This window comes from Polaromonas sp. YR568 (assembly GCF_900116715.1).
Lineage (GTDB): Bacteria > Pseudomonadota > Gammaproteobacteria > Burkholderiales > Burkholderiaceae_C > Polaromonas.
Window position 1 is genome coordinate 434232 of sequence record NZ_FPBM01000001.1, and the last position, 23434, is coordinate 457665.

The 23434-nt window shown below is 64.1% G+C and carries 21 protein-coding genes; 7 read left to right on the forward strand and 14 right to left on the reverse strand.

Features of this window, described 5'->3' with window-relative positions; translation table 11 throughout:
• Window positions 1-11: 11 nt before the first annotated feature.
• The 3 genes from BM408_RS02055 to BM408_RS02065 are packed head-to-tail and all read right to left on the reverse strand — an operon-like array spanning window position 12 to window position 2781.
• Complete coding sequence (locus tag BM408_RS02055) at window positions 12-917, reverse strand: ornithine cyclodeaminase family protein (protein ID WP_175541652.1); 906 nt, start codon at window positions 915-917, stop codon at window positions 12-14.
• On the reverse strand, window positions 914-1807 hold the full coding sequence (locus BM408_RS02060; RefSeq protein WP_092126400.1) for a PhzF family phenazine biosynthesis protein: 894 nt from the start codon (window positions 1805-1807) through the stop codon (window positions 914-916). Before BM408_RS02060 ends, BM408_RS02055 begins: the two co-directional genes overlap by 4 nt.
• Window positions 1804-2781: a Bug family tripartite tricarboxylate transporter substrate binding protein gene (locus BM408_RS02065; protein WP_092127266.1), complete on the reverse strand. Its 978-nt coding sequence runs from the start codon at window positions 2779-2781 to the stop codon at window positions 1804-1806. Before BM408_RS02065 ends, BM408_RS02060 begins: the two co-directional genes overlap by 4 nt.
• Before the next feature lie 90 nt (window positions 2782-2871).
• On the opposite strand from BM408_RS02065, the gene BM408_RS02070 reads away from it, so the two are divergent.
• Window positions 2872-3759: an AraC family transcriptional regulator gene (locus BM408_RS02070; protein ID WP_092126402.1), complete on the forward strand. Its 888-nt coding sequence runs from the start codon at window positions 2872-2874 to the stop codon at window positions 3757-3759.
• Between the two features lie 9 nt (window positions 3760-3768).
• Here BM408_RS02070 and BM408_RS02075 read toward each other — a convergent pair whose 3' ends face one another.
• The 3 genes from BM408_RS02075 to BM408_RS02085 form a co-directional block, all read right to left on the reverse strand.
• A complete protein-coding gene (locus tag BM408_RS02075) occupies window positions 3769-4872 on the reverse strand; it encodes a PepSY-associated TM helix domain-containing protein (RefSeq protein ID WP_092126404.1) in 1104 nt (367 codons plus the stop codon).
• Window positions 4872-7019: a TonB-dependent siderophore receptor gene (locus BM408_RS02080; protein WP_092126406.1), complete on the reverse strand. Its 2148-nt coding sequence runs from the start codon at window positions 7017-7019 to the stop codon at window positions 4872-4874. Before BM408_RS02080 ends, BM408_RS02075 begins: the two co-directional genes overlap by 1 nt.
• Window positions 7020-7173: 154 nt before the next feature.
• A complete protein-coding gene (locus BM408_RS02085; protein WP_092126408.1) occupies window positions 7174-8154 on the reverse strand; it encodes a GlxA family transcriptional regulator in 981 nt (326 codons plus the stop codon).
• A 103-nt stretch (window positions 8155-8257) separates the two neighbouring features.
• Here BM408_RS02085 and BM408_RS02090 point away from each other — a divergent pair, with 103 nt between their 5' ends.
• Window positions 8258-9076 (forward strand): dienelactone hydrolase family protein, encoded by an 819-nt coding sequence (locus BM408_RS02090; RefSeq protein ID WP_092126410.1) that lies wholly within the window; start codon window positions 8258-8260, stop codon window positions 9074-9076.
• Between the two features lie 44 nt (window positions 9077-9120).
• Here the strand turns inward: BM408_RS02090 and BM408_RS02095 are convergent, their stop codons facing one another.
• The 8 genes from BM408_RS02095 to BM408_RS02130 are packed head-to-tail and all read right to left on the reverse strand — an operon-like array spanning window position 9121 to window position 16605.
• A complete protein-coding gene (locus BM408_RS02095) occupies window positions 9121-9972 on the reverse strand; it encodes a heme ABC transporter ATP-binding protein (protein WP_092127270.1) in 852 nt (283 codons plus the stop codon).
• 10 nt (window positions 9973-9982) lie between these two features.
• The gene (locus BM408_RS02100) at window positions 9983-11044 is read right to left on the reverse strand and encodes a FecCD family ABC transporter permease (protein WP_092127273.1); all 1062 of its coding nucleotides are present in this window, start codon (window positions 11042-11044) and stop codon (window positions 9983-9985) included.
• The gene (locus tag BM408_RS02105; RefSeq protein ID WP_092126412.1) at window positions 11041-11460 is read right to left on the reverse strand and encodes a VOC family protein; all 420 of its coding nucleotides are present in this window, start codon (window positions 11458-11460) and stop codon (window positions 11041-11043) included. Before BM408_RS02105 ends, BM408_RS02100 begins: the two co-directional genes overlap by 4 nt.
• Window positions 11457-12386: a heme/hemin ABC transporter substrate-binding protein gene (locus BM408_RS02110; protein ID WP_092126414.1), complete on the reverse strand. Its 930-nt coding sequence runs from the start codon at window positions 12384-12386 to the stop codon at window positions 11457-11459. The genes BM408_RS02105 and BM408_RS02110 overlap by 4 nt, the downstream gene beginning before the upstream one ends.
• A gap of 43 nt (window positions 12387-12429) precedes the next feature.
• Window positions 12430-12810, reverse strand: coding sequence for a VOC family protein (locus BM408_RS02115; RefSeq protein ID WP_092126416.1), 381 nt, complete (start codon window positions 12808-12810; stop codon window positions 12430-12432).
• Complete coding sequence (locus tag BM408_RS02120; RefSeq protein WP_092126417.1) at window positions 12807-13943, reverse strand: hemin-degrading factor; 1137 nt, start codon at window positions 13941-13943, stop codon at window positions 12807-12809. Before BM408_RS02120 ends, BM408_RS02115 begins: the two co-directional genes overlap by 4 nt.
• Window positions 13940-14302, reverse strand: a complete 363-nt coding sequence (locus tag BM408_RS02125) for a hypothetical protein (RefSeq protein ID WP_092126419.1) — start codon at window positions 14300-14302, stop codon at window positions 13940-13942. The genes BM408_RS02120 and BM408_RS02125 overlap by 4 nt, the downstream gene beginning before the upstream one ends.
• Before the next feature lie 50 nt (window positions 14303-14352).
• On the reverse strand, window positions 14353-16605 hold the full coding sequence (locus tag BM408_RS02130; RefSeq protein ID WP_092127276.1) for a TonB-dependent hemoglobin/transferrin/lactoferrin family receptor: 2253 nt from the start codon (window positions 16603-16605) through the stop codon (window positions 14353-14355).
• A gap of 385 nt (window positions 16606-16990) precedes the next feature.
• Between BM408_RS02130 and ahpC the strand changes: the two genes are divergently transcribed.
• The 5 genes from ahpC (at window position 16991) to BM408_RS02155 (ending at window position 23131) form a co-directional block, all read left to right on the forward strand.
• Complete coding sequence (ahpC, locus tag BM408_RS02135; RefSeq protein WP_007874200.1) at window positions 16991-17554, forward strand: alkyl hydroperoxide reductase subunit C; 564 nt, start codon at window positions 16991-16993, stop codon at window positions 17552-17554.
• 108 nt (window positions 17555-17662) lie between these two features.
• On the forward strand, window positions 17663-19231 hold the full coding sequence (ahpF, locus tag BM408_RS02140; protein ID WP_092126421.1) for an alkyl hydroperoxide reductase subunit F: 1569 nt from the start codon (window positions 17663-17665) through the stop codon (window positions 19229-19231).
• A gap of 299 nt (window positions 19232-19530) precedes the next feature.
• On the forward strand, window positions 19531-21654 hold the full coding sequence (locus tag BM408_RS02145; protein ID WP_175541653.1) for a TonB-dependent siderophore receptor: 2124 nt from the start codon (window positions 19531-19533) through the stop codon (window positions 21652-21654).
• 56 nt (window positions 21655-21710) lie between these two features.
• Window positions 21711-22916 carry a PepSY-associated TM helix domain-containing protein gene (locus BM408_RS02150; RefSeq protein WP_092127282.1) on the forward strand — a complete coding sequence of 402 codons (1206 nt, stop codon included), beginning with the start codon at window positions 21711-21713 and terminating at the stop codon, window positions 22914-22916.
• A complete protein-coding gene (locus tag BM408_RS02155; protein ID WP_092126423.1) occupies window positions 22913-23131 on the forward strand; it encodes a hypothetical protein in 219 nt (72 codons plus the stop codon). Before BM408_RS02150 ends, BM408_RS02155 begins: the two co-directional genes overlap by 4 nt.
• The last annotated feature ends 303 nt before the right edge of the window (window positions 23132-23434 follow it).

The following is a 23434-nucleotide window of genomic DNA, read 5'->3' on the forward strand; positions in this document are numbered from 1 at the left end:
CTTGCGCCTCCTCAGCCCTCAGTCAAGGACACCTGGCGCCAGACGGCTGCAGCCAACGCCACATCACTCAGGCCTATTCCCACGGCCTTGTAAACCGTCAAGCCCGGCTGCGGCGTGTGGCCCAGTGCAAGCCAATCCCCCAACTGAGTGAGTTCAGCCGCCCCGGCCGGTAAATCGGCCAGTTCGCCAGACTCTGCGAGGGCCTGGGATCTCTCTTCAACCACAAGATGCCTGGCCCGGCCCACTGTCGCAGCATCGATTTCGCGGGAAGCGGGCTTGGTCGCACCTATCGCCGCCACAAAGACATGATCCTGCAGTAGCCGGCCATCAAATAGCGGCTCTGTAGCCCGGGTCGCTGTCACCAGGCCGTCGGCGCGGCGCACGGCGGTGGCCGTATCGCCCGTGACATGGCATGGAATCTGGTGCTCGGCCTGCACGGACCGCGCGAAAGCCTCAGTGCCTTCAATACCGCAAAGCAGCACCTGGGAGAAGTCCCGCACCTGCAGCATGGCGCGCACATGCGCCCGCGCCTGGATGCCCGTGCCGAACACCGTGAGCACCCGCGCGTCCGGGCGGCAGAAGATGTCGGCAGCGACGGCTGTGGTGGCCGCCGTCCGGATTTCGGTCAGGGCGTCAGCCGACATGGTGCACAAGGGCGCACCGGTCACGGCATCAAACAAAACCACCACAAATCGGAACCGGCCTTCGACCGTGCTGTAGATCTTGGCGCCGCTGACGCCCAGAGAAGGCATCACAGCGCCCATGGTGGACAGCATGGAACCTGCGGCGGCGGTGCGCACGCGCGACTGGTTGGCGGCCCTGCCCTGGCCGAATGCGAGATAAGCCGCCCGCACGGCAGCAATCGCCGGCGGGATGCTGATGGCAGAGCGTACCTGGGCGTCGGTCAGCAGCTTCACAGGGCCGCCTCCGGGCCCGCCAGCATGACCTCGCCGCCCAGCCAGCAGCCTGCCACCTCGCCCGCTTCCAGCCGGAAGCACACGCCGATCTCGGAAGGGCATCCCATGGCCCAGCCCTGGCGCACCGTGATGGGCGCGCCGGACGCATCGACCAGGCCAAGATGCAGCAAGCCAAACGACAAAGCGGCTGCAGCGATACCGGTAGCGGCATCTTCCGGGTACCCGCTGGACTTGGGAAACTGCCTGGCGGCAAACACCTGCCGCGCCCCATCGACTACGGCATAGGGATACAAACCAGTCGAGCCCAGCCTCTCGCACAAGGCCTCCACCTTAGAGAAATCGGGGGTCAGGCCGTCCAGCGCTTCAACGCTCTGCAGCCTGACCAGCGTTTTGACCCGGCTGGTGCTGGCATTGAGCACCTCGCCCTGTATGTGCGCAGACGGAATACCCAGCACCTTCGCGATGGCAGCCACCGCATCCGCATCCAGAACGCTGACCTCGCCGGCCGGTTGCGTGATACGCACCTGCCGGTCAACCCATTCACCCGCCACCGTCCCGCTGACGGTCTCGATCAGGACGCGCTCACCCGACCAGAGGCCGCGCTCGCGCAGGCACCACAAGGCGCCCACCGTGGCATGGCCGCACATTTCCATTTCGTGGTGGGGCACAAAAAACCGGAAACGCCAATCGCACCCGGGCGACGAGGGCCGCAGAATAAAACCTGCCTCATGCCCATAGTGCGATGCGATGGCGCGCATGGCATCGCCGTCAAGCGCATCAGCCTCAAAAGTAATGGGCGCGGGGTTGCCGCCTTGCTGTTTGCCCTCGGGGGTGGGCGCCGGAAAAACCCGGATCAGCGTGGTTTGCGGGGTAGGTGTCGATCGTGTCATTCCGCCCTCGCCCCCACGGATTTGGCCACCGAACCCCACAACTGGGTGTCGTAGGCGATGCGCTGCTGCATCAGCGAAGTGGGCAAAGACAAAGGCGTCACGCCTTTGGACAAATAGTCCGCGCGCAGGCTGCGGTCTTCCTGCACCTTGGCAATCGCCGCGTGCACGCGTTGCACCACGCTGTCGGGGGTGTTCGCCGGCGCGGCAATGCCGTACCAGAGCTCAGGCGTGAAGCTGCCCAGCCCGCTTTCCGAAAACGTGGGCAGCTCGCTCAGCAAGGCGCTTTTTTGCGTGGTCGCCAGGCCTTTGACCTTGCCTGCGCGTATCTGCTGGGTCAGTGTGGCGGGGTTGTCGAACAGCGCCTGCACCACGCCGCCCATCAGGTCGACCAGCGCCGGCGCGGCGCCACGGTAAGGCACATGGGTCACCTCAACACCTGCCCGCTGCTTGAACAGTTCGCCGATCAGGTGGCTCAGCGTTCCCGCGCCCACGCTGGCGTAGTTCAACTGGCCCTTGTGGGCCTTGGCATAGGCGATGAATTCACGCAGGTTTTTCACCTCCAGGCTGGCAGGCACCGCGAGGATATAGGGCGACACACCCAGAAAGGTGATGTGTTTCAAATCCTTGACCGGGTCATACCCCAGCTTGGGATAGACGGCGAGCGCCGCTGCCACGGTAGACGTGGTCGTCACGATCAGGGTGTAGCCGTCAGGCGCGGCCCGGGCGGCAGTGCCAGTTCCGACGGTTCCGCCCGCGCCCGAGCGGTTGTCCACGATCACCGGCACGCCCAGTTCAGCCTGGAGCTTGGACTGCATGGCCCGCACGACCAGGTCGGTGCCGCCGCCCGCCGGGAAAGGCACCACAAAGGTGATGGGCTTGGCGGGCCAGGCCTGGGCGCGGGAGAGGCTGGAAAGCCACGGCGTGGCCAGGGCTGTGGCGGCGGCAGACTGGATCAAAGTGCGGCGGGTGGGCATGATGAAGCTCCGTGGGTTCAAAGCCTGATCGTGGCCTGCCACCCTGCCGGCGTCTAACACCATCACGACATCGTCTGCCACAATTGCGCCATGCGTTCGCCCAGCTCTTCATTGCAGCCTTTTACGCCCCAAACCCCGGCTTTGCTGATGGCGCACACGCATGAAATCTCGGACGGCGCCCTGGTGCCAAAACGCAATGCGGCCTCAGGCTACGCCAGCACCTGGCACCGGCACGACTGCGCCATGCTGCTGCTGCCCGTGGCGGGCCGCCTGCGCAGCAGCGACGAAATCAGCCAGGACGTCCTGATCCGCCCCGGTGTTTTTGTGTGGGTGCCCGAGGGTTTCACGCACCAGACGCTGACCCAGTCCAGCGCCCAGACGCACATCGCCCTCTATATTGATACAGCTTTTTTCAACACCGCCCTGCGGGCCGTCAACGTCAAGCCGGGCGCCGGCCTGGCGGGTGTGCGCATCGCAAGCCCTTCAATGACCCATTTCACGGCGATGCTCAACGGCTTTTTGTCCAGCGGCGCCCATCACAGCGGGGCCATGGCCTGCGCCGGCGCCCTGATGCATGAATCGGCACGGCTGATTTCACGGCAAACTACGCTCGAAAACACCGAAAAACTGGAGCGCCTGGCCACGGTGGAACATGCCCGCGAGATTTTGCTGTCACGCCTGCAGGAGCCGCTGCGCGTTGACGCGCTGGCGCAGGAGCTGAAACTCTCGGCCAGGCAACTGCAGCGAATATTCAAACTGGAGACAGGCATGACGCTGGATGCCTTCCTGGCCCGCGAGCGCATTGCCGAGGCCAGGCATTTGCTCGAAAGCACCCCCTTGAGCATCATCGACATCGGCAACGCGGTGGGCTGGGGCAACCCTTCCTACTTTTCGCGTTGCTTTCGCGAACACACCGGGTCTACACCCGGCGAGTTCCGGCTGCGTCACCGTGCGGCGACGACAACCGCCCTCCTCTAAACCAGTTCCTCAGGAGGCCGGCCTGGCAACGCGCATGCGCCGGCGCAGCCACCACAGCCAGGTGCCGCTGACACCAAAGCCGAACAGCAAAAAGCCCCCTGCCGCCGTCGCCACCACCCCGATCACACCGGCCAGCTTGCCGGAGTGCAGCGGGTAAATCCAGGCATACGAGCGCGTGCCCACATCCAGGTCCGTCCAGCGGTCTACACGTATCACCTCACCCGTCACCGGGTGCAGCCAGACCGATGACAGGCCGTTGGGATGCGGATCGTCATCAAGTTTTTTGCGTATGCGAACCGGTGTTGTCGGCTTGGCCGGCAAGCCCAGATAGCCCACTACACCGCCCGGCATGACCGCGTTGGCGGTGGCAATCATCTCGTCGGCGGTCGCAGCGCGCGTTTTCGGCGGAGCAGCAGTTTTCACCGCCGGCGGCAGCACCTGCTTTTGCCCCATGGCCTGGGTCACCCACTGCGACACCGGCCGCCAGGCCATCCAGGTGCCGGTCAGCACGCACACCAGCACCCAGGCGCCCAGCACCGCGCCGCCCACCCGGTGCAAATCGAACAGGCTACGCAACAGCCCGCCTTTGAGGCTGATGGAAAACGCGCCGCGCCAGCTTCTGGCCGGCCACCACAGCAGCACGCCGGTGACCAGCATCGCCAGCATGGTGACGGTGTTGAAGGCCAGGATGGTTTTGCCCGTGTCGCCGGCCAGCAGCGCCGAATGAAACTCGAACAGCGCGTTGGCAAAGCCTTCATGCTCTTCCCGTGCACCCAGCTTTTGGCCGGTGTACGGGTCGTAATGCGCCTGCCCCTGCCAGCTGTCGCTGGTCACAAAGACGAGGATGGACTCTTCAGGCTCCCGCGGCGGACGGATGGTGAAACGCGTTTTACTGCCGTACTCGGCCACCAGCGACTGGCGTATGGTCTCCAGCGGCACCGGCTCGCCGGCCGGCTTCACTTCAAAAAGATGTGCGTTGAGCACGCGGTCCAGCGGCCGCGCGCCCAGCATCAACGAGCCGGTAAAGGCGTTCAGCATCAGCAGCAGACCGGCCGTGAGGCCCAGCCAGCGGTGGATCTTGACCAGGCTTGGCCGCCAGCGTCGCAGCAGCATCAGAAGTCGAACTTGGCAGCCAGGCGCAGCGTGCGCGGCGCGCCCACACCCAGAAGGCCATTACCGGCGGTGCTCCAGTAAACCTTGTCGGTCGCGTTGTCCAGGTTGGCCTGCAGCGTCGCGTTGGTGCCGAAGAGCTTGGTGCGGTAGCGCGCGCCCAGCGACAGCGTGCCCGCGCCGTCGATATAAGCCTGGTTGGCATTGTTGACGGGGCGCTTGCCGGTGAAATACCAGCCGGCGTTCAGCGCCAGGCCGGGCACTTCCGCCACGCGGTATTCGCCGAACACGCTGTAGGTCACCTTGGGTGCATTTTCTGGTGTCTTGCCGACTTCAGCCGCCACGGAAGACTTGACGATCTTCGGGTCCATCAGCAGCGCAGAAGCCACCACCGACCACTGCTTGTTGATCTCGCCCGAGGCCGCGAACTCCAGGCCCTTGTAGGTGGCCTCACCGGCCAGGATCAGCCGGTTTGCCACCGTCGCGGTCGACGGCCGCTTGATGTCGAAGTAAGCGACTTGCAGCAGCAAGCCCTGGGCGACTTCGGCTTTGACGCCGACTTCGATCTGCTTGTTCAGCACGGGAGGCAGCACTTCACCGGCATTGGCGAGGTTGGCCGAGGCCGTGCCCGACTCTTCCAGCCCCTCGATATAGCTCGCATACACCGAGGTTTTTTCGTTGGGCTTGAACATCGCCGACACGCTGGGGCTGGTTTTCTTCGCCGCAAAACCCGCCGTGGTTTTGTAGTCGGACTGGCGCAGGCCGCCCATGATCTGCCACTGCTCCGACAGCACGATGCGGTCAAACACGTAAAAGCCCTTGTCGGTGATCGTCGTTGGTGCGCTGCCGTTGGGGCCGATGCGCGGGGTGAACGGAATCGGCACGGGGTTGTAGTAGTTTTGCGCGAAATTCAGCGTGGTGCCGCCCAGGCGGCTTTCCTGCTTGCGCTCGTTCTCGGTGTAGCCGATGGACAGTTCATTGGCGATGGAGCCCGTCATCACACGGCCGCCGAGTTCTACGCGCAGGTTGTTGTTTTCGTATTCCTGCCCGTCCTGCTGGCTCACAGCCAGGTTGCCTGCGCCGGTGACCGCGTTGTTCAGCGTGAACTGGGAGAAGCGCCGGCTGCGCGTGTTTTTGGCCTGGCCGAGTTCAAAAATTGCCGACCAGTTGTCGTTGATGGCAACGTCGGCGCGCGCCAGGATATTGTTGGCATCGGCCACATAGCGCTGCCATTCGCCCGCCAGGTTGACCTTGTTGCCCGTCAGGCGCGGCAGGGTGATCACACCGCCGACAGCAGTCGGCAAGGTGATGCCGGCCTGCTCGGAGACGTCTTTCTTGTAGTGCTCGATATCGAGCTTGAAGCTGACTGCAGACGAGAGCTTGTAGTCGATCGCGGCCGACAGCAGTTCGCGATTGCCTGCAAAGTTGTCGATGCCGATGTCTTCGCGGCCCTTGACCGCATTGACGCGCAGGCCCACGGCGTTGTCCGGGCCGAAACGGCGGCCGATGTCCAGGTGCACGTCGGCTGCACCGTACTGGTTCACCGAGGTGGCGATGCTGGTCACCGGCGTCGCGCCGGCGCGCTTGGTCACATAGTTGACGATGCCGGACGGCGGCACAAAACCGTAATACAGCGACGACGCACCCTTGAGCACCTCGACACGTTCCTTGTTTTCCAGCGGCACGTCTACCAGGTTGATGATGGGCAGCGAGCCGTTGAGGCGGTGGTTGCCGCGGTTTTCGACCAGGATGCCGCGGATCGCGATGTTGTCGTAAGTGGAGCCGTTGAGCTGCGAACGCGTGACGCCGGCGGTGTTGCGCAGCGCACCGTAGAGGCTGCGTGTGCCTTGTGCGTCCAGCACTTCGCGGGTGATGACGTTGGTGGTCAGCGGCACGTCCAGCGGGCTCTGGTCGCGGAAGGTGCCGACCTGCACGGTGTTGGAGGTGAAGCTGCCCTGGCGTTCACTGCTGACGGTGACTGTGCCCAACGAACCGGCGCTTGCCGGGTCAGGCGATGTGCTTTGCGCGTGGGCTGATGCGGCGCCTAGCAAGGCGATAGCAGCGGCAAGCGGCGCCAGCGAAAAACAGAAACGGGAGGAGGAGGAGGAGGAAGGAAAAGAGGCGGACGGATTTTGGGATTGAAGTTGCATGGCCAGCAGACAAGTTGAGGAACTCTGATGGCTGGCTGGTCGCGACTGGCGCGGCCCTGGCTGGCTTCAAGCCGGATTATAAAAGGCCTGGCCTTTTTTCGTACAACGCAGGGCACGGGTGCAGGCTGGGCTTGGCCCCGCCAGATAGCCCTTCTCAAGACCTCGGGCTGGCAGGCCGGTACCGGCTGGGGTTGGCGCCCGCCGACTTGCGCATCAGGCGCCGCAGGGCTGTGGCGTCCCCGTAGCCGACCTGTTCGGCCACGCGTTCTATGCTCATCCGGCTCGATTCGATCAGCATCCGGGCCCGGTGCAGGCGCACACTTTGCACCAGCGCCATCGTGCTTTGGCCCGTGGCCTCGCGCACATGGCGCGACAAGGTGCGCTGCGACATGGCGAATTCACCGGCCAGTGCTTCCACACTGGGCGGATGCGGCAAGGCCGATTCAATGCGCGCCATCAGCCGGGCGACCAGTTCATTGCCGTTGGACAGCATGGCCGGCAGCACAAAGGGCGACTGCGCCTGCCGCCCATCGATCAGCAAAATGCGCCCTACCGCATCGGCCAGCCCCACGCCAAATTGCGCACGCAGCAGGTGAAGCATCAGATCGGTCTGTGCGAAGGCGGCGCCCGCCGTGCTGACCGGTCCGTCTGCGCACACCATGCGGTCGGCGTCGACTGTGCAGTCCGGCTCCAGCCGGCGCAGTTCGGCCGCCATCCACCAGGAAGTCGTGACCCGCCGCCCCGCCAGCAGGCCGGCAGCTTGCAGCAGGAACACCGCGGAGCAGGATGCCGCCACACGGCCGCCCCCAGCCGCATGCGCGGCGACAGCCTGGATCGCCCGCTGCGCATCCGCGCCCGCCAGCCCTGTGGAGACGGCCTCAGCGTTGTCCAGGCCAAGCCCCGGAATGATCCAGGTTGCTGCATCGGCGCGGTACCGCTTGGGCAAGGCGACGGTTTCTATGCTCATGCCGCTGCTCAAAGGCACGGAGCCACCGCGCGGCGACACCACGCGCCAGGCCGGCCGCGCCAGCTTCATGCGCGGCGCCAGGGAGGACGCCGTTTGCAGCACATCCAGCGTTGAGGCCACGCTGGCCGCAAAGGCCCCGGGCAGCACCAGAATCGTGAAATCGGTCATTGACTGAAAACGCCTTAAAGATGTCTAAACAGACACTCGAAGTTTAGCTCCCGGCGGCGTCCAATGCAGGCTTTCAACCACGCAACACCATTGAAAGCTCTGTATGACTCAACGCAACATGAACAAAGACGACGCGCTCGAAGACTTCACGGGCCGCGAGATCACGCTGGATGGCGTGGCGAAGAAGGTGTACGTGGCCGGCTCGGGGCCTGCCGTGATCGTCATGACCGAAATGCCGGGCATCAGCCCCCATGTGGCGCGTTTCAGCCGCTGGGTGCGCGATGCAGGTTTTACCGTCTACATGCCCTCGCTGTTTGGGCGCGACGGCGCGGTGCCCAGCGCCGACGAGGGCGGCGCCATCTTCCAGCGCGCCTGCGTCAGCGCCGAGTTCCGCGCCCTGCGCGCCAATGAATCAAGCCCTGCAACCCAGTGGCTGATGTCACTCGCAAGGTTTGCCCACCAGGAATGCGGCGGGCCTGGCGTCAGCGCCATCGGCATGTGCTGGACGGGCAACTTCGCCCTCTCGATGATGCTGGAGCCCGCGGTGCTGGCGCCCGTGTTATCGCAACCTTCGCTGCCGCTGAACGACCCGGGTGGCCTTGAGATTTCTCCAGCCGATCTGCAGGCCGTGCGCCGGCGGCTTGACAAGGAAAAGCTCACAGTGCTGGCCTACCGCTTTGAAGGCGACAAGTTTTGCCGGGCGCAGCGCTTTGCCGCCTATAGCGAGGCGCTGGGTGATCGCTTTGTGGGCCGCGTATTACCCGACAGCGCCGCCAACCCCGATGTGCCGCCCTTCTTCGCCCAGCATGTGCCCACGCCCCACAGCGTGGTGACGGCTCACCTGATCGATGAAGCGGGCCAGCCCACCATAGCCGCCCGCGATGAGATCCTGGCCTTCTTCGCCGCGCGCCTCAAACCATAACGGCCACGCCCGTGATCTGTGCGAAAAGTCTGCGCGAGAGATTTCTAGATCGGCGCGTCGAACAGGTACTGGCGCGGCCCGGGCGCCCCGCCCTGCGTGGCCACCGGGTGCGCCACCACACCCCAGACTTTTTCGATGCACAAAGGTGTGAGCACTTCGGCCGTGGCGCCGCTGCCCACCACGTGCCCGCCCTGCAGCACGACACAGCGGTCGCTGTAGCGCAGCGCCAGGTTCAAATCGTGCAGCACAGCCACCACGCCCACGCCCTGGGCGGTGGCCCAGGCGCGCACGAGTTGCAGCATGCGGTGCTGATGCTGCAGATCCAGCGCGGCAGTAGGCTCATCCAGCAGCAACCAGCGCACGGAGCTTTCACCCGCGATACCGGAGACGGGCTCCCACACCTGCGCCAATGCGCGCGCCAGGTGAACGCGCGCCTTCTCACCGCCCGAAAGCGTGTTGAGCGAGCGGTGCTGCAAATGCTCAACCGCGGTGGCTTGCATCGCCTGCTGCACCAGGTCCACATTGCGTTTACCAGGGTGGCGGCGGTGCGGGTAGCGGCCCAGCTCCACCACTTCGCGCACGGTGAATTCAAATGCGACCTGCGTTTCCTGCGCCACCGAAGCGCGCACCCGGGCCAGGTCGGCGGACGCATAGGCATGCAGCGCCTTGCCGGCCAGGTAAACGTGGCCGCCTGTGGGCTGGCGCTGGCCGGTCAACAACGACATCAGGGTGGACTTGCCGGCGCCGTTGGGGCCCAGCACGGCCGTGACCTGCCCGGCGATGAATTGCGCCGAAGCCGCCTGCAGCAGCGAACGGCCGGGCACTTCCACCCCCACGCCGACCACTTCCAGCATGCCGGCCAGTGGCGAAAAATCGGTCTGGTTACGCGCGTTCATGGGCATGACCTCATAGCCGGCTGCGGAAGTGCCGCAGCAGCAGTAAAAAGAACGGCACGCCGACAAAAGCCGTCAGCACGCCCAGCGGCAGCTCGGCCGGTTTGACCATGGTGCGTGCCACGCTGTCGGCCGCCAGCACCAGGGCTGCACCCAGCAGGGCCGAGCCCGGCAGCACGATGCGGTGATCAGGCCCGGCCACCAGGCGCACGCAATGCGGCGCCACCAGGCCGATAAAACCAATGATGCCGGTGGTAGCCGTCACGGCGCCTACCGCCAGTGCCGTCAGCAGCACGGCAAAGCGCTTGACGCGCTCTACCGGCACGCCCAGCAGCGCCGCCTGCGTCTCGCCCAGGGCGATGGCATTGAGCGGCCTGGCCAGCGTGAAGCCTGCAGCCACGGCCACCGCCACAATTGAGAACACCAGCATCACCGCACTCCAGCGCGCGCCGCCCAGGCTGCCCAGCAGCCAGAACTGGATGTTGCGCAGCTGCTCGTCGGTCGCCAGAAAGGTGAGATAGCCCAGGCCCGCGCTGGCCAGGGCATTGATGGCAACACCGGCCAGCAGCATGATGCCGACACGCGTCGCGCCGTCCTGCTGCGACAAGACGTACACCAGCACGGTCACCAGCAGGCTTCCGACAAAGGCCGTGGACACCAGCGTCCAGCTGCCCAGGGTGCGCGGCATGTCGGGAAACCACATGCTGCCCAAAACGATGGTCATGCCCGCGGCCAGCGCCGCGCCGCTGCTGACGCCTATCAGGCCGGGGTCGGCCAGCGGATTGCGGAAAAGGCCCTGCATCAGCGCGCCCGACATACCCAGGGCCGCACCGGCCGCCACACCCAGCAGCAAGCGCGGCAGGCGGATGTTCATGAAAACAAGATGCTCGGCTGACGGCTGGGTGCTGCCGGCCACCATGTCGACCAGCACATTCCATAACTGAAGAGGGCTGATGGCGTAGGCGCCACGAGCGCTACCCGCTATAAAACTGAGAGCAAGCAGCAACAGCCCCACTCCCAGCACCAGCGACGCCGGCCAGCGCCGGTGGTCGCCATTCGATGCGGCGGCGCTCATGCCTGCGCCCTGCGCCTGGCCGGGTGCCACGCCGGCTGCACCAGCAGCAGCCGGTTGCCTTCGCAGTCGCTGACGCCCCACTCGGTGCCCCACGCCTGCTCAGCCAGCGCATGCGGGGCCTGGCCGGGCGCCGACTGCAGGGCCATGTGCCATGGCTCGATGCTGTCTACCAGCAGGCGGCAGGCGAAGTGCTGCGGCGCCATGTCGGCGCGGCGCTGCCAGAGCTGAACCGTCACCGATTCACGCCTGAGCACTGCGATCACACCGGGCACGTTGTGCTGCACAACAAAACCCCAGCTGTCCTTGTAAAACGCCAAGGCCTGGCGCAAGTCGGCGCAATGCAGCACCGCCGGCGTATGCGCGCACAACACTTCGGTCATGGCGGTCTGCATGGTTTCTTTCCGGGGCCCGGTCATGCGCTGGCCTTCACGCTGGCCTGGTGCAATTCGGCCACGGCCTGCGGCAGGCGCGGGCCAAAGCCGATGAGGTAGAGCGCATCGAGCGCCACCAGCGCGCGGCGTTTGTAGGCCGGCGTGAGCTCCAGGCCGGGGCGTTGCCAGAATTTCTCGACCCCGCCTATTGCTTCGATGCCCTGCGTGGTCGTGACGATCACGTCGGGCGCTGCGGTAACCACCGCTTCGGGTGTCATCGCGCGGTAGCCGGCGAAATTGCTCGAGCTGCCGGGGGTGATGAGGGCGTTCTCCAGGCCAGCGAAGCTGAACATCGCGTGTGCGGCGGTTTTCTCACCCGCCACCTGCGGTGAGCCTGAATGCGAAAGGATAAAGACGGCGCGGGGTTTTTTACCGCCCTTGCGTGCGACGGCGGCCAGCACCTCGGCCCATTGGGCGTCCAGCTTGGCCTGGTATGCAGCGGCCTGCGCCACGCGGGCGGTGGCCCGGCCCACGGCGGCAACCTTGCGCTGCACTTCACTCCAGGTGTGGTCGGCTTCCACCAGCTCCACCTTGACGCCGGCGGTGCGTATCTGGTCCATCACCACGTGCGGGCCGGCTTCGGTCGTGCCGATCACGGCGTCGGGCTTGAGCGAGAGCAGGCCTTCGGCCGAGAGTTGGCGCATATAGCCGACCTTGGGCGTTTGCAATGCCGCGGCCGGAAAGAGGCTGGTGGTGTCGGTGCCGACCAGCTGCTTTTCAGCGCCCAGCGCGTAAACGATTTCCGTTGTGGCGCCGCTCACCGACACAATGCGCGGCATCCTGGCTGCAGCGGTCTGCGCGTGTGCTGCCGTTGCGGACAGGACAAAGGCGCCAGGCACGGCGCAGGCTGCGGGAAGTGACAAAAACCGCAGGGCGTCGCGCCGGCGGAGTAAAGAAGCGGTTACCGTCATAAAGAAACCTTGCGGGGAAATGTTGTGTTCCGAAAATCCCTTGTCAGGGCATGTTTTGCGCAATGCGCCAGAGCACGCCGGACGGGTCGGCCAGCACAAAATCGCGCTGGCGCCAGGGCTGGTTCTGCGGCGGCACAGTACGCACGCCATAACGTCCGGCGATGTCCGCCTGCTGCAGCCGGGCCCACCAGCCTTCCACGTTCTGCACGATCAGGTGCATCATGAAATTGCTGGCATGCTCGGCCACATAAAAGTTCTGCAGGAAGAAGGCCGTGTCACCCAGGCGCATATAGGCCAGGGTGTCGTCCGACCAGGGGATCTCAAACCCCAGCTCTTCATAAAACCGTTTGGACAAGGCGAAATCCCTGGCCGGCACAAAGGCCTTGATCTCTACCGCGCCGAAACCGTTTCCGGCAGAACTCATGCCGCGGCCTTGAGCCGTGGCAGCCGCGACACGATGTCACGCCAGGCCTGCAGCTCGGGTGCGCCCGGTTTGCGTGCGCCGAAAAACATCGCCATCAATTCGCCCGCGCCGTCGAATACTTCGACCGAGGTGACCACGCCGTCGGACGTGGGCTTCTCAACCACCCAGGCGCTTTTGATCATGTCTTCGCGCAGGTGCAGGTTAAAGCCGGCGTCCAGCACATTGATCCACTGCGCGGTCGGCGTGACCATGGGTTCGATGCGTTTGACCGGTCCGGTGTGGATCTGGATGCAACCCAGGCTGCCGACAAACACCATGATGGACGTGCCGTCCATCGCGGCTTCGTCGAGCAGCTTGCGCACCACCGTCAGCTCGGCCTTCTGGGTGAAGCGGCCTTCCACCAGGCGGAAGGCCTGCTGGCGCTCTGCGCCGGCCTTGCCGATCAGGCCGAAAAATTCGTGCGTGTCCTTCATCTCGCTCCAGCCCTGGGCCAGTGCGGCGGCGTCGATTTCCGAATCGGGCTTGGGCGCGTCTTTGGGCGCGGCGGGCGTGAAGGTGTAAGCCTTGGCGGCATCGGTGAACTGGTTGGCCACGTCCCTGAAGGCTTCGCGGTCGGTCTCCGGGCGCGCGAATATCTTGTGAACCGCCACACCGTGCGCGTCAAAAAACTGCAGGCTTTCCGATGCCGGGTTCTTCGGGTCGTTGGCCGGCTCGAAGACGTAAAAACCGGCGTGCCAGCGGCTGAAGAAAATGCGCAGGTCGATTTCTTCGCCCAGCGCCAGGCCCATATGGCCCTGCGCGCTGATGTTGCGGTAGACGCCGGTTTTCTCGTGGACCGTCGATTCATTGCGCGTGAGCGCCATCACCGGGCCGCACAGTTCCAGCGCCTGCAAAATTTCGACCCATGGGCCTTTGAGCGGGGTGCTCTTGAGGGCATGCTCGTGCGTGCCAGCATGGGCGGCGATGGCCTGCCCTTCAGTGACGCCTAGGCTTTCGGCGGCGTCTTTGGCGCGCTTGCCGCTGCTGCGCGCGGCGGCAAAGCTGTCACGCAGTGCGGCGGGGTTAGTGGGAGTGCTGGCCGTTGCCTGGTTTGCGGCCTCGGGCCGCGTCTGGGTTGGAAGGACTGCGCTCATTGAAGGGTCTCCGGGGTTGTGTGCCAAAGCACGCGGTGGGGGTCAGAATTGTCTGCAGGCGAAAGTGCCTGCGGTGCTTGCTCAGGGCCTTGCAGCACCCGCACCCACAAGGGATGCAGGTTGGCGGCAATGGCCTTGAAATTCGGCGGCGCGCCGGGGTGGCGCGACAGCATGAACAGGTGGCTGATGATCTTTTTGGCCATCAGCGCGCGCTGCCCTTCGCAGCAGGCCTGGGCGTGGCCGGTCATCAAGGCCAGCGTCCCGGCCAGCAGGGCCTCTGCCGGCGGCAGGCCCTGCGCGTCGGCCGCGGCGACGTCGCTATCGCCGTCGCTGCGGCCGTGGTCGGAAGACTGGCTCATGCGTTTTCCTTTTTTTGTCAAACGTTCAGAACGGGATCAGGCGCCGATGATCAGAAATCGGCGACCAGCGAAACGTTGAAGTAACGGCCCGGCTGGCTGTAGGCATCGCGGAAGGAGGAGTTGGCCGCCACACCGCGGACATCCGACCAGTTCCAGTACTTCTTGTTTGTCAGGTTGATCAGGCCGGCGTTCACGCGCAGGGTCTTGCTGATGCGCCACTGGCCGGTCAAATCCAGCGTGGTCGCGGACGGCACGGCGAATTGCGGGGAAGCCACAGGCACCGAAGGCGGCGCGGCGGCAACGGTCTGCGCGCTGATGTCGTCGAACTTCTTGGCGGAGTGGTGGCTCGCATCCAGTCGCACGTCCCACGAGGCGGTCTCATACTTCACGCCGACGCTGAGCTTGGCCGGATCGATCGTGTCCAGCGGCTTGCCGGTGTTCTTCACGGTGCCGCGGGTGTAGCCGTAAGAGAACGGCGTGCTGAGCTGGCCGTCCGCAAACTTGCCCCACTTCATGTCACCCTTGATCTCAAAACCGCTGATGGTCGCGTTGTCGATGTTGATCGACTGGATCACCGCAGGGTTGCCCGGGTTGCCGAAGGCGCCGCTCACGATGGCGCCGTCCTGGATCAGGTCTTTGAAGCGGCCATAGAACACGGCCGTGTCGAAGGTCAGCTGGTCCAGCCGCGCACGAACGCCGAACTCGACGTTGCGGCTCTTTTCAGGCTTCAGGTTGGGGTTGGGCACGGTGCGGTAGCCGCCTGCGATGTTCTGGAAGAAACCGTTGACCTGGCCGGCATTGGGTGCGCGAAAGCCGCTGGCGTAGTTGCCGAAGAAACTCCATTGCGGCGTGGCGCGGTAGATGACACCGACCTTGGGCGACACGGCCGAGCCGGACAGCGATACGGCAGGCACCGGGAAGCCGGCCTGGGCCGCGTCGATCTTGAAGCTGTCGGCGCGCACGCCCGGCGTCACGCTCCAGTCGCCCATGATGAATTCGTCTTGCACGTAGAGCGCTGTGGAGGTTTCCTTGGTATCAGGGAAGCGTTTGAGCGGGAAGGTTTCGCCGGCGGGCGGCACCAGGCCGGTCTGCAGGTTTTCGATGTCCGCGCTGGTGTAGTCCAGGCCGTAAGTGATCTTCTGCGCCGAGTTGCCGCCCATGCGGATGGTCTTGTCGGCCTGCACGCTGGCTTGCAGTGTGCGCTCGCTGTAGGTGGTGTCGCGCGTGCGCACCTGCGGCAAGGCGGTGCGCCGCTCATAGGTGAAGTCGTTGGATTTCGCGTCCTGGTAACTGAGCACGGTCTGGATGTTGTCCGTCAGCAGGGTGTCGACCTTGTATTTGGCATCCCAGGTCAAACGGTCGCGGTCCATCTTGCCGCTCGAGTAGGAGTCCAGCACGGTGGCCGAACGTGCGGTCAGCAGGTTGTAGTCGCTCTTTTTGTCGACGTGCTCGAAGGTGATGACGTGTTTTTGCGAGCTCGTCGGGTTCAACACGACTTTGGCCAGCAATGAGTTGGTCTTGTCGGTTTGCGGGTTGGGCTCTGTCCGGGTAAAGCCGGTGCCGCCGTTTTGGCCCTTGTTTTTCAGTTCCTTGCCGCTGCTGGTGGCCACGCTCAGCTGCCAGGCCAGCGCCTCGTTGACGCGGCCGGCCACCGTGCCGCTGACGGCGGTTTCGCTGTTGTCGCCGCTGTAGCCGATGGAGCCGCGGCCGCCCAGCGTCTTGCCATCCTTGAGGTAGTCGTCCGGCTCGTTGGTGATGAAGTTGACCAGACCGGCAATGCCGTCGGAGCCATACAGCGCCGAGGCCGGGCCCTTGACGATTTCAATGCGCTTGATGAGGTCGATGGAGACGCTGTCGCGGCCAAAGGAGTTGGGGGTGAAGGCGTAGCTGCGCGGAATGCGGATGCCGTCCACCATCATCAGCACGCGATTGCCTTCCAGGCCGCGGATGTTGAAGCCGGCATTGCCTTCGCGGCCGGTGTCGCCCTGCGCCAGGCCGAAACGCGCGGGCGCGCGGCGCACCGAAACGTTGGGGATGTTTTTGGCCGCATCGCGGATGTCACGGATCTGCCCCTGCTCGATATCGGTGGCGTTGATCACATCGATGGTTTGCGGAATGTCTTCAACCGACTGCTCGTTGCGCGAACCGCTGACGACAACTTCTTTCAGCAAGGCGACTTGCACCGGGGCCGTGACAGCGGGTGCGGTTTGTGCGTGTGCAGCAAAGCCAGTGCTGCAGACCAGTGCGGCAACAAGGGAGATTTCGCGCAGGGCGAAGCGGGGGGAGGAATTGGTAGAGATCACGTGCAAGCCCAAAAAAGTGAAGGATTTGGAGGGCTTGCTGCTGCAACGTGGGGCCTCGCGGCTTCCGTGGCTTGTGGCTGGCTCTGGAAAGATCGAAGTATATGCGAATTGTTCTCATTCGCAACATTTGGATGCAAAATAGATCAGGAAAAGATGGGGAATAAGCGCCCCTGGTGCGTCTCCCTCCCCTGAAAGGTACCCGCGGCCAGTCACGTTCCGGTCATGGCGAACGAAGAGGATGAGAGGCCGGATCGGGCGCGTTACAGCTGCTTGCGCCTATTCGATAAATAGTCAATATCTATCGAAGATAGTATTTTTAAAGAGTTATACTATCGACTCGCCGGCAAGTTTTAGCCTTTTTTATCAACTATAGGAATCCAACTAGATGTCCCTGATCAATACCCAAGTCCAGCCCTTTAAAACCCAAGCCTTCCTCAATGGCAAGTTCATCGACGTTTCCGATGAATCGCTCAAGGGCAAATGGTCGGTCCTGATCTTCATGCCGGCTGCATTCACTTTCAACTGCCCCACGGAAGTCGAAGATGCTGCCGACAACTACGCCGAATTCCAGAAGGCTGGAGCTGAGGTCTACATCGTGACCACCGACACCCATTTCTCGCACAAGGTGTGGCACGAAACCTCCCCCGCAGTCGGCAAGGCCAAGTTCCCGCTGGTGGGCGACCCCACCCACACGCTGACCAAAGCCTTTGACGTGTTTATCCCCGAAGAAGGCCTGGCACTGCGCGGCACCTTCGTGATCAACCCTGAAGGCGTTATCAAGACGGCTGAAGTGCACTCCAACGAGATCGCACGCGACGTCAAGGAAACCCTGCGCAAGCTGAAGGCTGCCCAGTACACCGCCGCCCACCCCGGCCAGGTCTGCCCAGCCAAGTGGAACGAAGGCGCCAAGACCATTGCTCCGTCGATCGACCTCGTCGGCAAGATCTAAGCCCCCGCGATCCAGGCCCGGGCGATGCACACCTCGGTGTGCCCCGGGCTTTTTTGTTCCCTTTTATTCCTTTTTGACACGATTTAGCTCTAGAAAAGTGAGTCCGCCATGCTCGACGATGCAACCAAAGCCCAATTGAAAAGCTACCTTGAACGCGCAACCCAGCCGATCGAGATCGTCGCTTCGCTCGACGGCAGCGAAGCTTCGGGCGAAGTACTGTCGCTGCTGAAAGATGTGGCCGAATCTTCGCCGCTGGTCAAATTGACCGAAAGCCGCGACGACCCGCACCGCAAACCTTCTTTCTCCATCAACCGCCCCGGTGAAAACCACGGCCCGCGTTTTGCCGGCCTGCCCATGGGCCATGAATTCACCTCGCTGATCCTTGCGCTGCTGCAGATCGGCGGTTACCCGCCCAAAGTCGAGCAACCTGTGCTGGAGCAGATACGTGCGCTTGACGGTGATTTTGATTTCGAGGTCTATGTCTCGCTGACCTGCCACAACTGCCCGGACGTGGTTCAGGCGCTGAACCTGATGGCGGTGCAGAACCCGCGCATCAAGACCACGATGATCGAGGGTGGCACCTTCCAGGACGAAGTGAAGGAGCGCGAGATCATGGGCGTGCCCACGGTTTTCCTCAACGGCACCATGTTCGGCAACGGCCGCATGAGCCTGGAAGAAATCCTCGCGAAGATCGACACCAGCGGCGTCGAACGTGAAGCCAAGATCATCGACAAAAAGGAAGCCTTTGACGTGCTGATCGTTGGCGGCGGCCCCGCCGGCGCGGCAGCGGCCGTATATGCCGCGCGCAAGGGCATCCGCACCGGTGTCGCCTCCGAGCGTTTCGGTGGCCAGGTGCTGGACACCCTGGGCATTGAGAACTTCATCTCCATCAAGGAAACCGAAGGCCCCAAATTTGCCCACGCGCTGGAAGAGCATGTGCGTAACTACGACGTGGACATCATGAACCTGCAGCGCGCCAAGGCTTTGGTGCCCAACAGCGGGCCGGACAAAAACCTGATTGAAGTGCAGCTTGAAAGCGGCGCCTCGCTCAAGAGCAAGTCCATCGTGATCTCGACCGGCGCGCGCTGGCGCAATATCAATGTGCCCGGCGAACACGAGTTCAAGAACAAGGGTGTGGCCTACTGCCCGCACTGCGACGGCCCGCTCTTCAAGGGCAAGCGCGTGGCGGTGATAGGCGGCGGCAACTCGGGCGTTGAAGCGGCAATCGACCTGGCCGGCATCGTCGGCCACGTGACGCTGATCGAGTTCGACACGGCGCTGCGTGCCGATGCCGTGCTGCAACGCAAGCTCAACAGCCTGCAGAACGTGACGGTGATCACCAACGCGCAAACGACCGAAATCACGGGCGACCAGAAGGTCAACGGCCTGGTCTACAAAGACCGCGCCGGCGGCGAGCTGAAAACCGTGGAGCTCGAAGGCGTGTTCATCCAGATCGGCCTGGTGCCCAACACCGATTGGCTCAAGGGCGTGGTGGATTTGTCCAAGCACGGCGAAATCATCGTCGACGCCAAAGGCCAGACCTCGGTGCCGGGCGTATTTGCAGCTGGCGACGTGACGACCGTGCCCTTCAAGCAGATCATCATCGCCGCCGGTGAAGGCGCGAAGGCGGCGCTCAGCGCGTTTGATTACCTGATCCGCAGTCCTATTCCCGCGTGACATGAAGCACCGGAGCTCAAAAAGCCGCCCCAACCGGGCGGCTTTTTTTACGCCCGCGAGGGAATACGCTCTCTAAAACCGGACGCACCGAAGGGTTCTTAAGATGAGAATTACTCTCATTCATGTATAGTTCGCGGCACCTTCTTTCGCAAGCCGACAGCCCAGCAGCCCCCTCGCGTTGCCAGGCGTAGCAAGCCAACAACCCGCCCACCGGCCCCTTGATTTCCGCCACCTGCCGTGGCGCCCGGGCCGCAGTGCGCACGCCAGTGTCCTGGCGGTCCTCCCCGGGAGTTTTGACTTTGCTCACCTCGAACTTGCCGCGCGCCGCACGGCGCCTCGCCCCGTTCACCGCCCTCTCACTGGCAGCCGCGCTTCAAAGTGCGTATGCCCAGACCCCTCCTGCGCCTTCGGCAGCCGGTGCGGAGAGCAGCCTGCCCGCCGTCACCGTCAAGGAAAGCGCCGTGCAGGAAACCGCCACCGGCCCGGTCGTGGGCTACCGCGCCAAACGCGCGGCCACCGCCACCAAGACCGACACGCCGCTGTCTGAAACGCCGCAGGCCGTCACCGTGATCACCAGCCAGCAGATCACCGACCAGGGCGCGACCAACCTGCAGGATGCGCTGGGCTACGCCGCCGGTGTGCGCTCCGACGCCTACGGGCTGGACTCGCGGACCGACTCGGTGCGCGTGCGCGGCGCCAGCCCCGACAACTACCTGGATGGCCTGCGCGAGGCCTACGGCTACTACACCAGCCGCACACGCGCCGACCCCTACACGCTGGAGCGCCTGGAGGTGCTGCGCGGCCCCTCGGGCATGCTGTTCGGCGCGGGCACGGCGGCCGGCGTGGTCAATATGGTCAGCAAAAGGCCGCAGGCCGAAGCCCAGCGCGAGGTCGGCGTGCAGTACGGCAGCTACGGCCGCAAGCAGTTCCAGCTTGACCTGACCGGGCCGCTCACGCAAGACGGCGAGTGGCTGTACCGGCTGATCGCACTCAAGCGCAATTCGGACACCCAGGTCGACTACGTGCCCGACGACCGCAGCCTGATCGCGCCTTCGCTCACCTGGCGGCCCAATGCGGCCACTTCGCTCACACTGCAGGCGCTGTGGCAAAAAGACAAGAGCGGCTCGACCTCGCAGTTCTTTCCCTGGGAAGGCACGCTGCTGCCCAACCCCAATGGCCGCCTGCCCACCAACCGCTTTATCGGCGAGCCGGGCGACTATTACGACTCGGAGCGCAAGTCCATCGGCTGGCTGTTTGAGCACAAGTTCAACGACACCTGGACGGTGCGCCAGAACTTTCGCACCTCCAGCAACGTGAACGACAACCGCTACCACTACGGCGACTTCTTCAGCAGCCCGGGCAGCTGGAGCGCCGACCCGGTGGGCAAACGGCTGCTGGGCCGCATCAACGACAGCTCGCTCACACGCAACCGCATCACCGCGCTGGACAACCACGCCGAGGGCCACTTCACCACCGGCGCGCTCAAGCACACGCTACTGGTGGGCGCGGACTTCGCGCGCCACCGCGAGAACGTCTGGTCGGGCTCCACCTACAGCGAGATCGACGCCTACGCGCCCGTCTACGGCAACCTGGTGCTGCCCGACCGCGCCGCCCTGCCGCGCACCACGCAGCGCCAGACCGGCTTTTACCTGCAAGACCAGATGAAGCTGGACAACTGGATCGTGATGGCGGGCCTGCGCCATGACAAGTCCGTGTCGGGCGCCGAGGGCCGCTCCGACGAAGAAAGCTCGGCCACCACCAAACGCCTGGGCCTGATGTATGCCCACCCATCGGGTTGGTCGCCCTATGTGAGCTACAGCGAGTCCTTCACGCCGCAGGCCGCCATCAAGGGGCAGCTCTTTTCGCCGCTGCGCGGCGAGCAATGGGAGCTGGGCCTGAAGTACGAACCGGCCGGCCAGGCGCTGGCCTACAGCGCGGCTGTGTACGACCTGCGCGAGAAGAATCAGATCGCCTCGCCGCTACCCGACGTCTACACCCAGGTCGGCGCCACACGCACCAAGGGGGTAGAGCTGGAGGTCAAAGGCCCCATCACGCCCCACCTGGACCTGGTGGCGCACTACAACTACACCGACCTGGACAAGCAGCTTGAAGGTCTGCCCAAACATCAGGCCAGCGCCTGGGCCAAATACCGCTTTTCCATCGCCGGCGTCAACGGCTTTTCAGCCGGTGCGGGCGTGCGCTGGATGGGCTCCTTCAGGGACCTGCAGGGCGGCAGCGGCCCGGAAATTCCGGCGGCCGCGCTGCTCGATTTGATGTTCGCCTACGACACCCCGCAGTGGCGCTACGCCCTGAACATCAACAACGCGACCGACAAAACCTATTTCAGCACCTGCCTGGGCCGCGGCGACTGCTGGTACGGCGCACGGCGCTCGGTGGTGGCCAGCGCCACCTACCGCTTCTAGGCCACACCCAAAGCAAAAGGAACACCACGATGACCACAAAAACCGCCAAGGCGACCATGAGCAGCCGCCGCATCAAAACCTGGACCTGGGTGCACAAATGGAGCAGCCTGGTCTGCACAGTTTTCATGCTGCTGCTGTGCCTGACCGGCCTGCCGCTGATCTTTCACCACGAGATCGGCCACCTGCTGGGCACGGAAGTCGAAGCACCCGATCTGCCGAAAGACACGCCGCACGCCAGCCTGGACCAGGTCATGCAGGTGGCGCAAGGCCTGCACCCGGGCAAGGTGCCGATGTTCCTCACCCAGGAGCTGGATGACAACCGCTTCTGGTACGTCACGCTGGGCGACACGCCGACGTCGGAAGAGAACAACAAGACCGTTGCCGTTGACGCGCGTACAGCCGCCGTGCTGGCCCAGCCCAAGTTCGACGAAGGTTTTATGTACGTGATGTTCAAGCTGCACGTCGACCTGTTCGCGGGGCTGGCGGGCAAGCTCTTTCTGGGCTTGATGGGCCTCTTGCTGCTGGTGGCGATTGTCTCGGGCGTGGTGCTGTATGCGCCGTTTATGCGCAAGCTCGACTTCGGCGAGGTGCGGCAAACCCGCCCGCGCGCCAAATGGCTGGATCTGCACAACCTGCTGGGCATCGTGACGCTGGTGTGGGCCTTTACCGTGGGCGCGACCGGCATGATCAACACCTGGGCCGACCTGCTGATCAAGTACTGGCAGTACGACCAGCTCAGCGCGTTGCTGGCGCCCTACCAGGGGCAAAAGCCGCCCGCGCAACTGGCTTCGGTGCAGCAGGCGACCTCACTGGCGACCGGGCTGGCGCCTGAGATGAAGCTGGCCTTCATCGCCTTCCCGGGCACCTCGTTTTCCAGCCCGCACCATTACACCGTCTTCCTGCGCGGCAATGAGCCCTTCAACTCGCGCCTGCTCAAGCCGGTGCTGGTGGACGCCGGCACCAATGTGCTGACCGCCAGCCCGCCGCTGCCCTGGTACCTGACGGCGCTGCTGGTGTCACAGCCGCTGCATTTCGGCGACTACGGCGGCATGCCGATGCAGATCATCTGGGCGCTGCTGGACATCGCGACCATCATCGTGCTGGGCAGCGGCCTTTATTTGTGGCTGGGGCGGCGCAACCCGGCCAAGGCGGCGAAAGCTGCCCAATCCGAAAAAACGGAAAAACCAGACAAACCGGAGCCAACGGAGATCGCCCCTGAGCCGCATGCCGCGCGCCACGAAACGACGGGCGGTGCCGCATGAGCGTCAAAACCGACTCCGCCAAAAGTTCGGCCTTCTGGCACCTGTGGCGCTGGCCCATCGTGCTGGGCGTGCTCAGCGCCACAGGCCTGCTCACCGCGCTGGTGTCTGACGGCTGGGGAGACTGGTGGGCCTGGGTGGCGCTGGGTCTGCCCGTGGCCGTGATGGCCTGGTTTGCCTGGGTGCCAGGCAGGCAGCGGTTTCGCAGCAAATCCTAGCTTGCGGCCCTGGTGCACTTGCGTGGCCGCAAGCGCATGTCGAAGGGATGCAACGTCATTCGGCATATATCAATCCAATCTAAGGCCACACAGGAATACTTTGAGTCCTGAGAAAACTAGCCTACAGACCTTATTAATACTCATCCTGTAGCTATCAATTTCATAGCAAAATTCTTGAGTAACCACAAGAAAGCGATACGGCGGCGACCTTGATGCCCGCATGGCGGCTATAGCCGTCACCCACAGCCGGCCCGCCGGCGCTATAAAATCGAGGCTTGCTCACGCACGATCTGAAGGGATGCG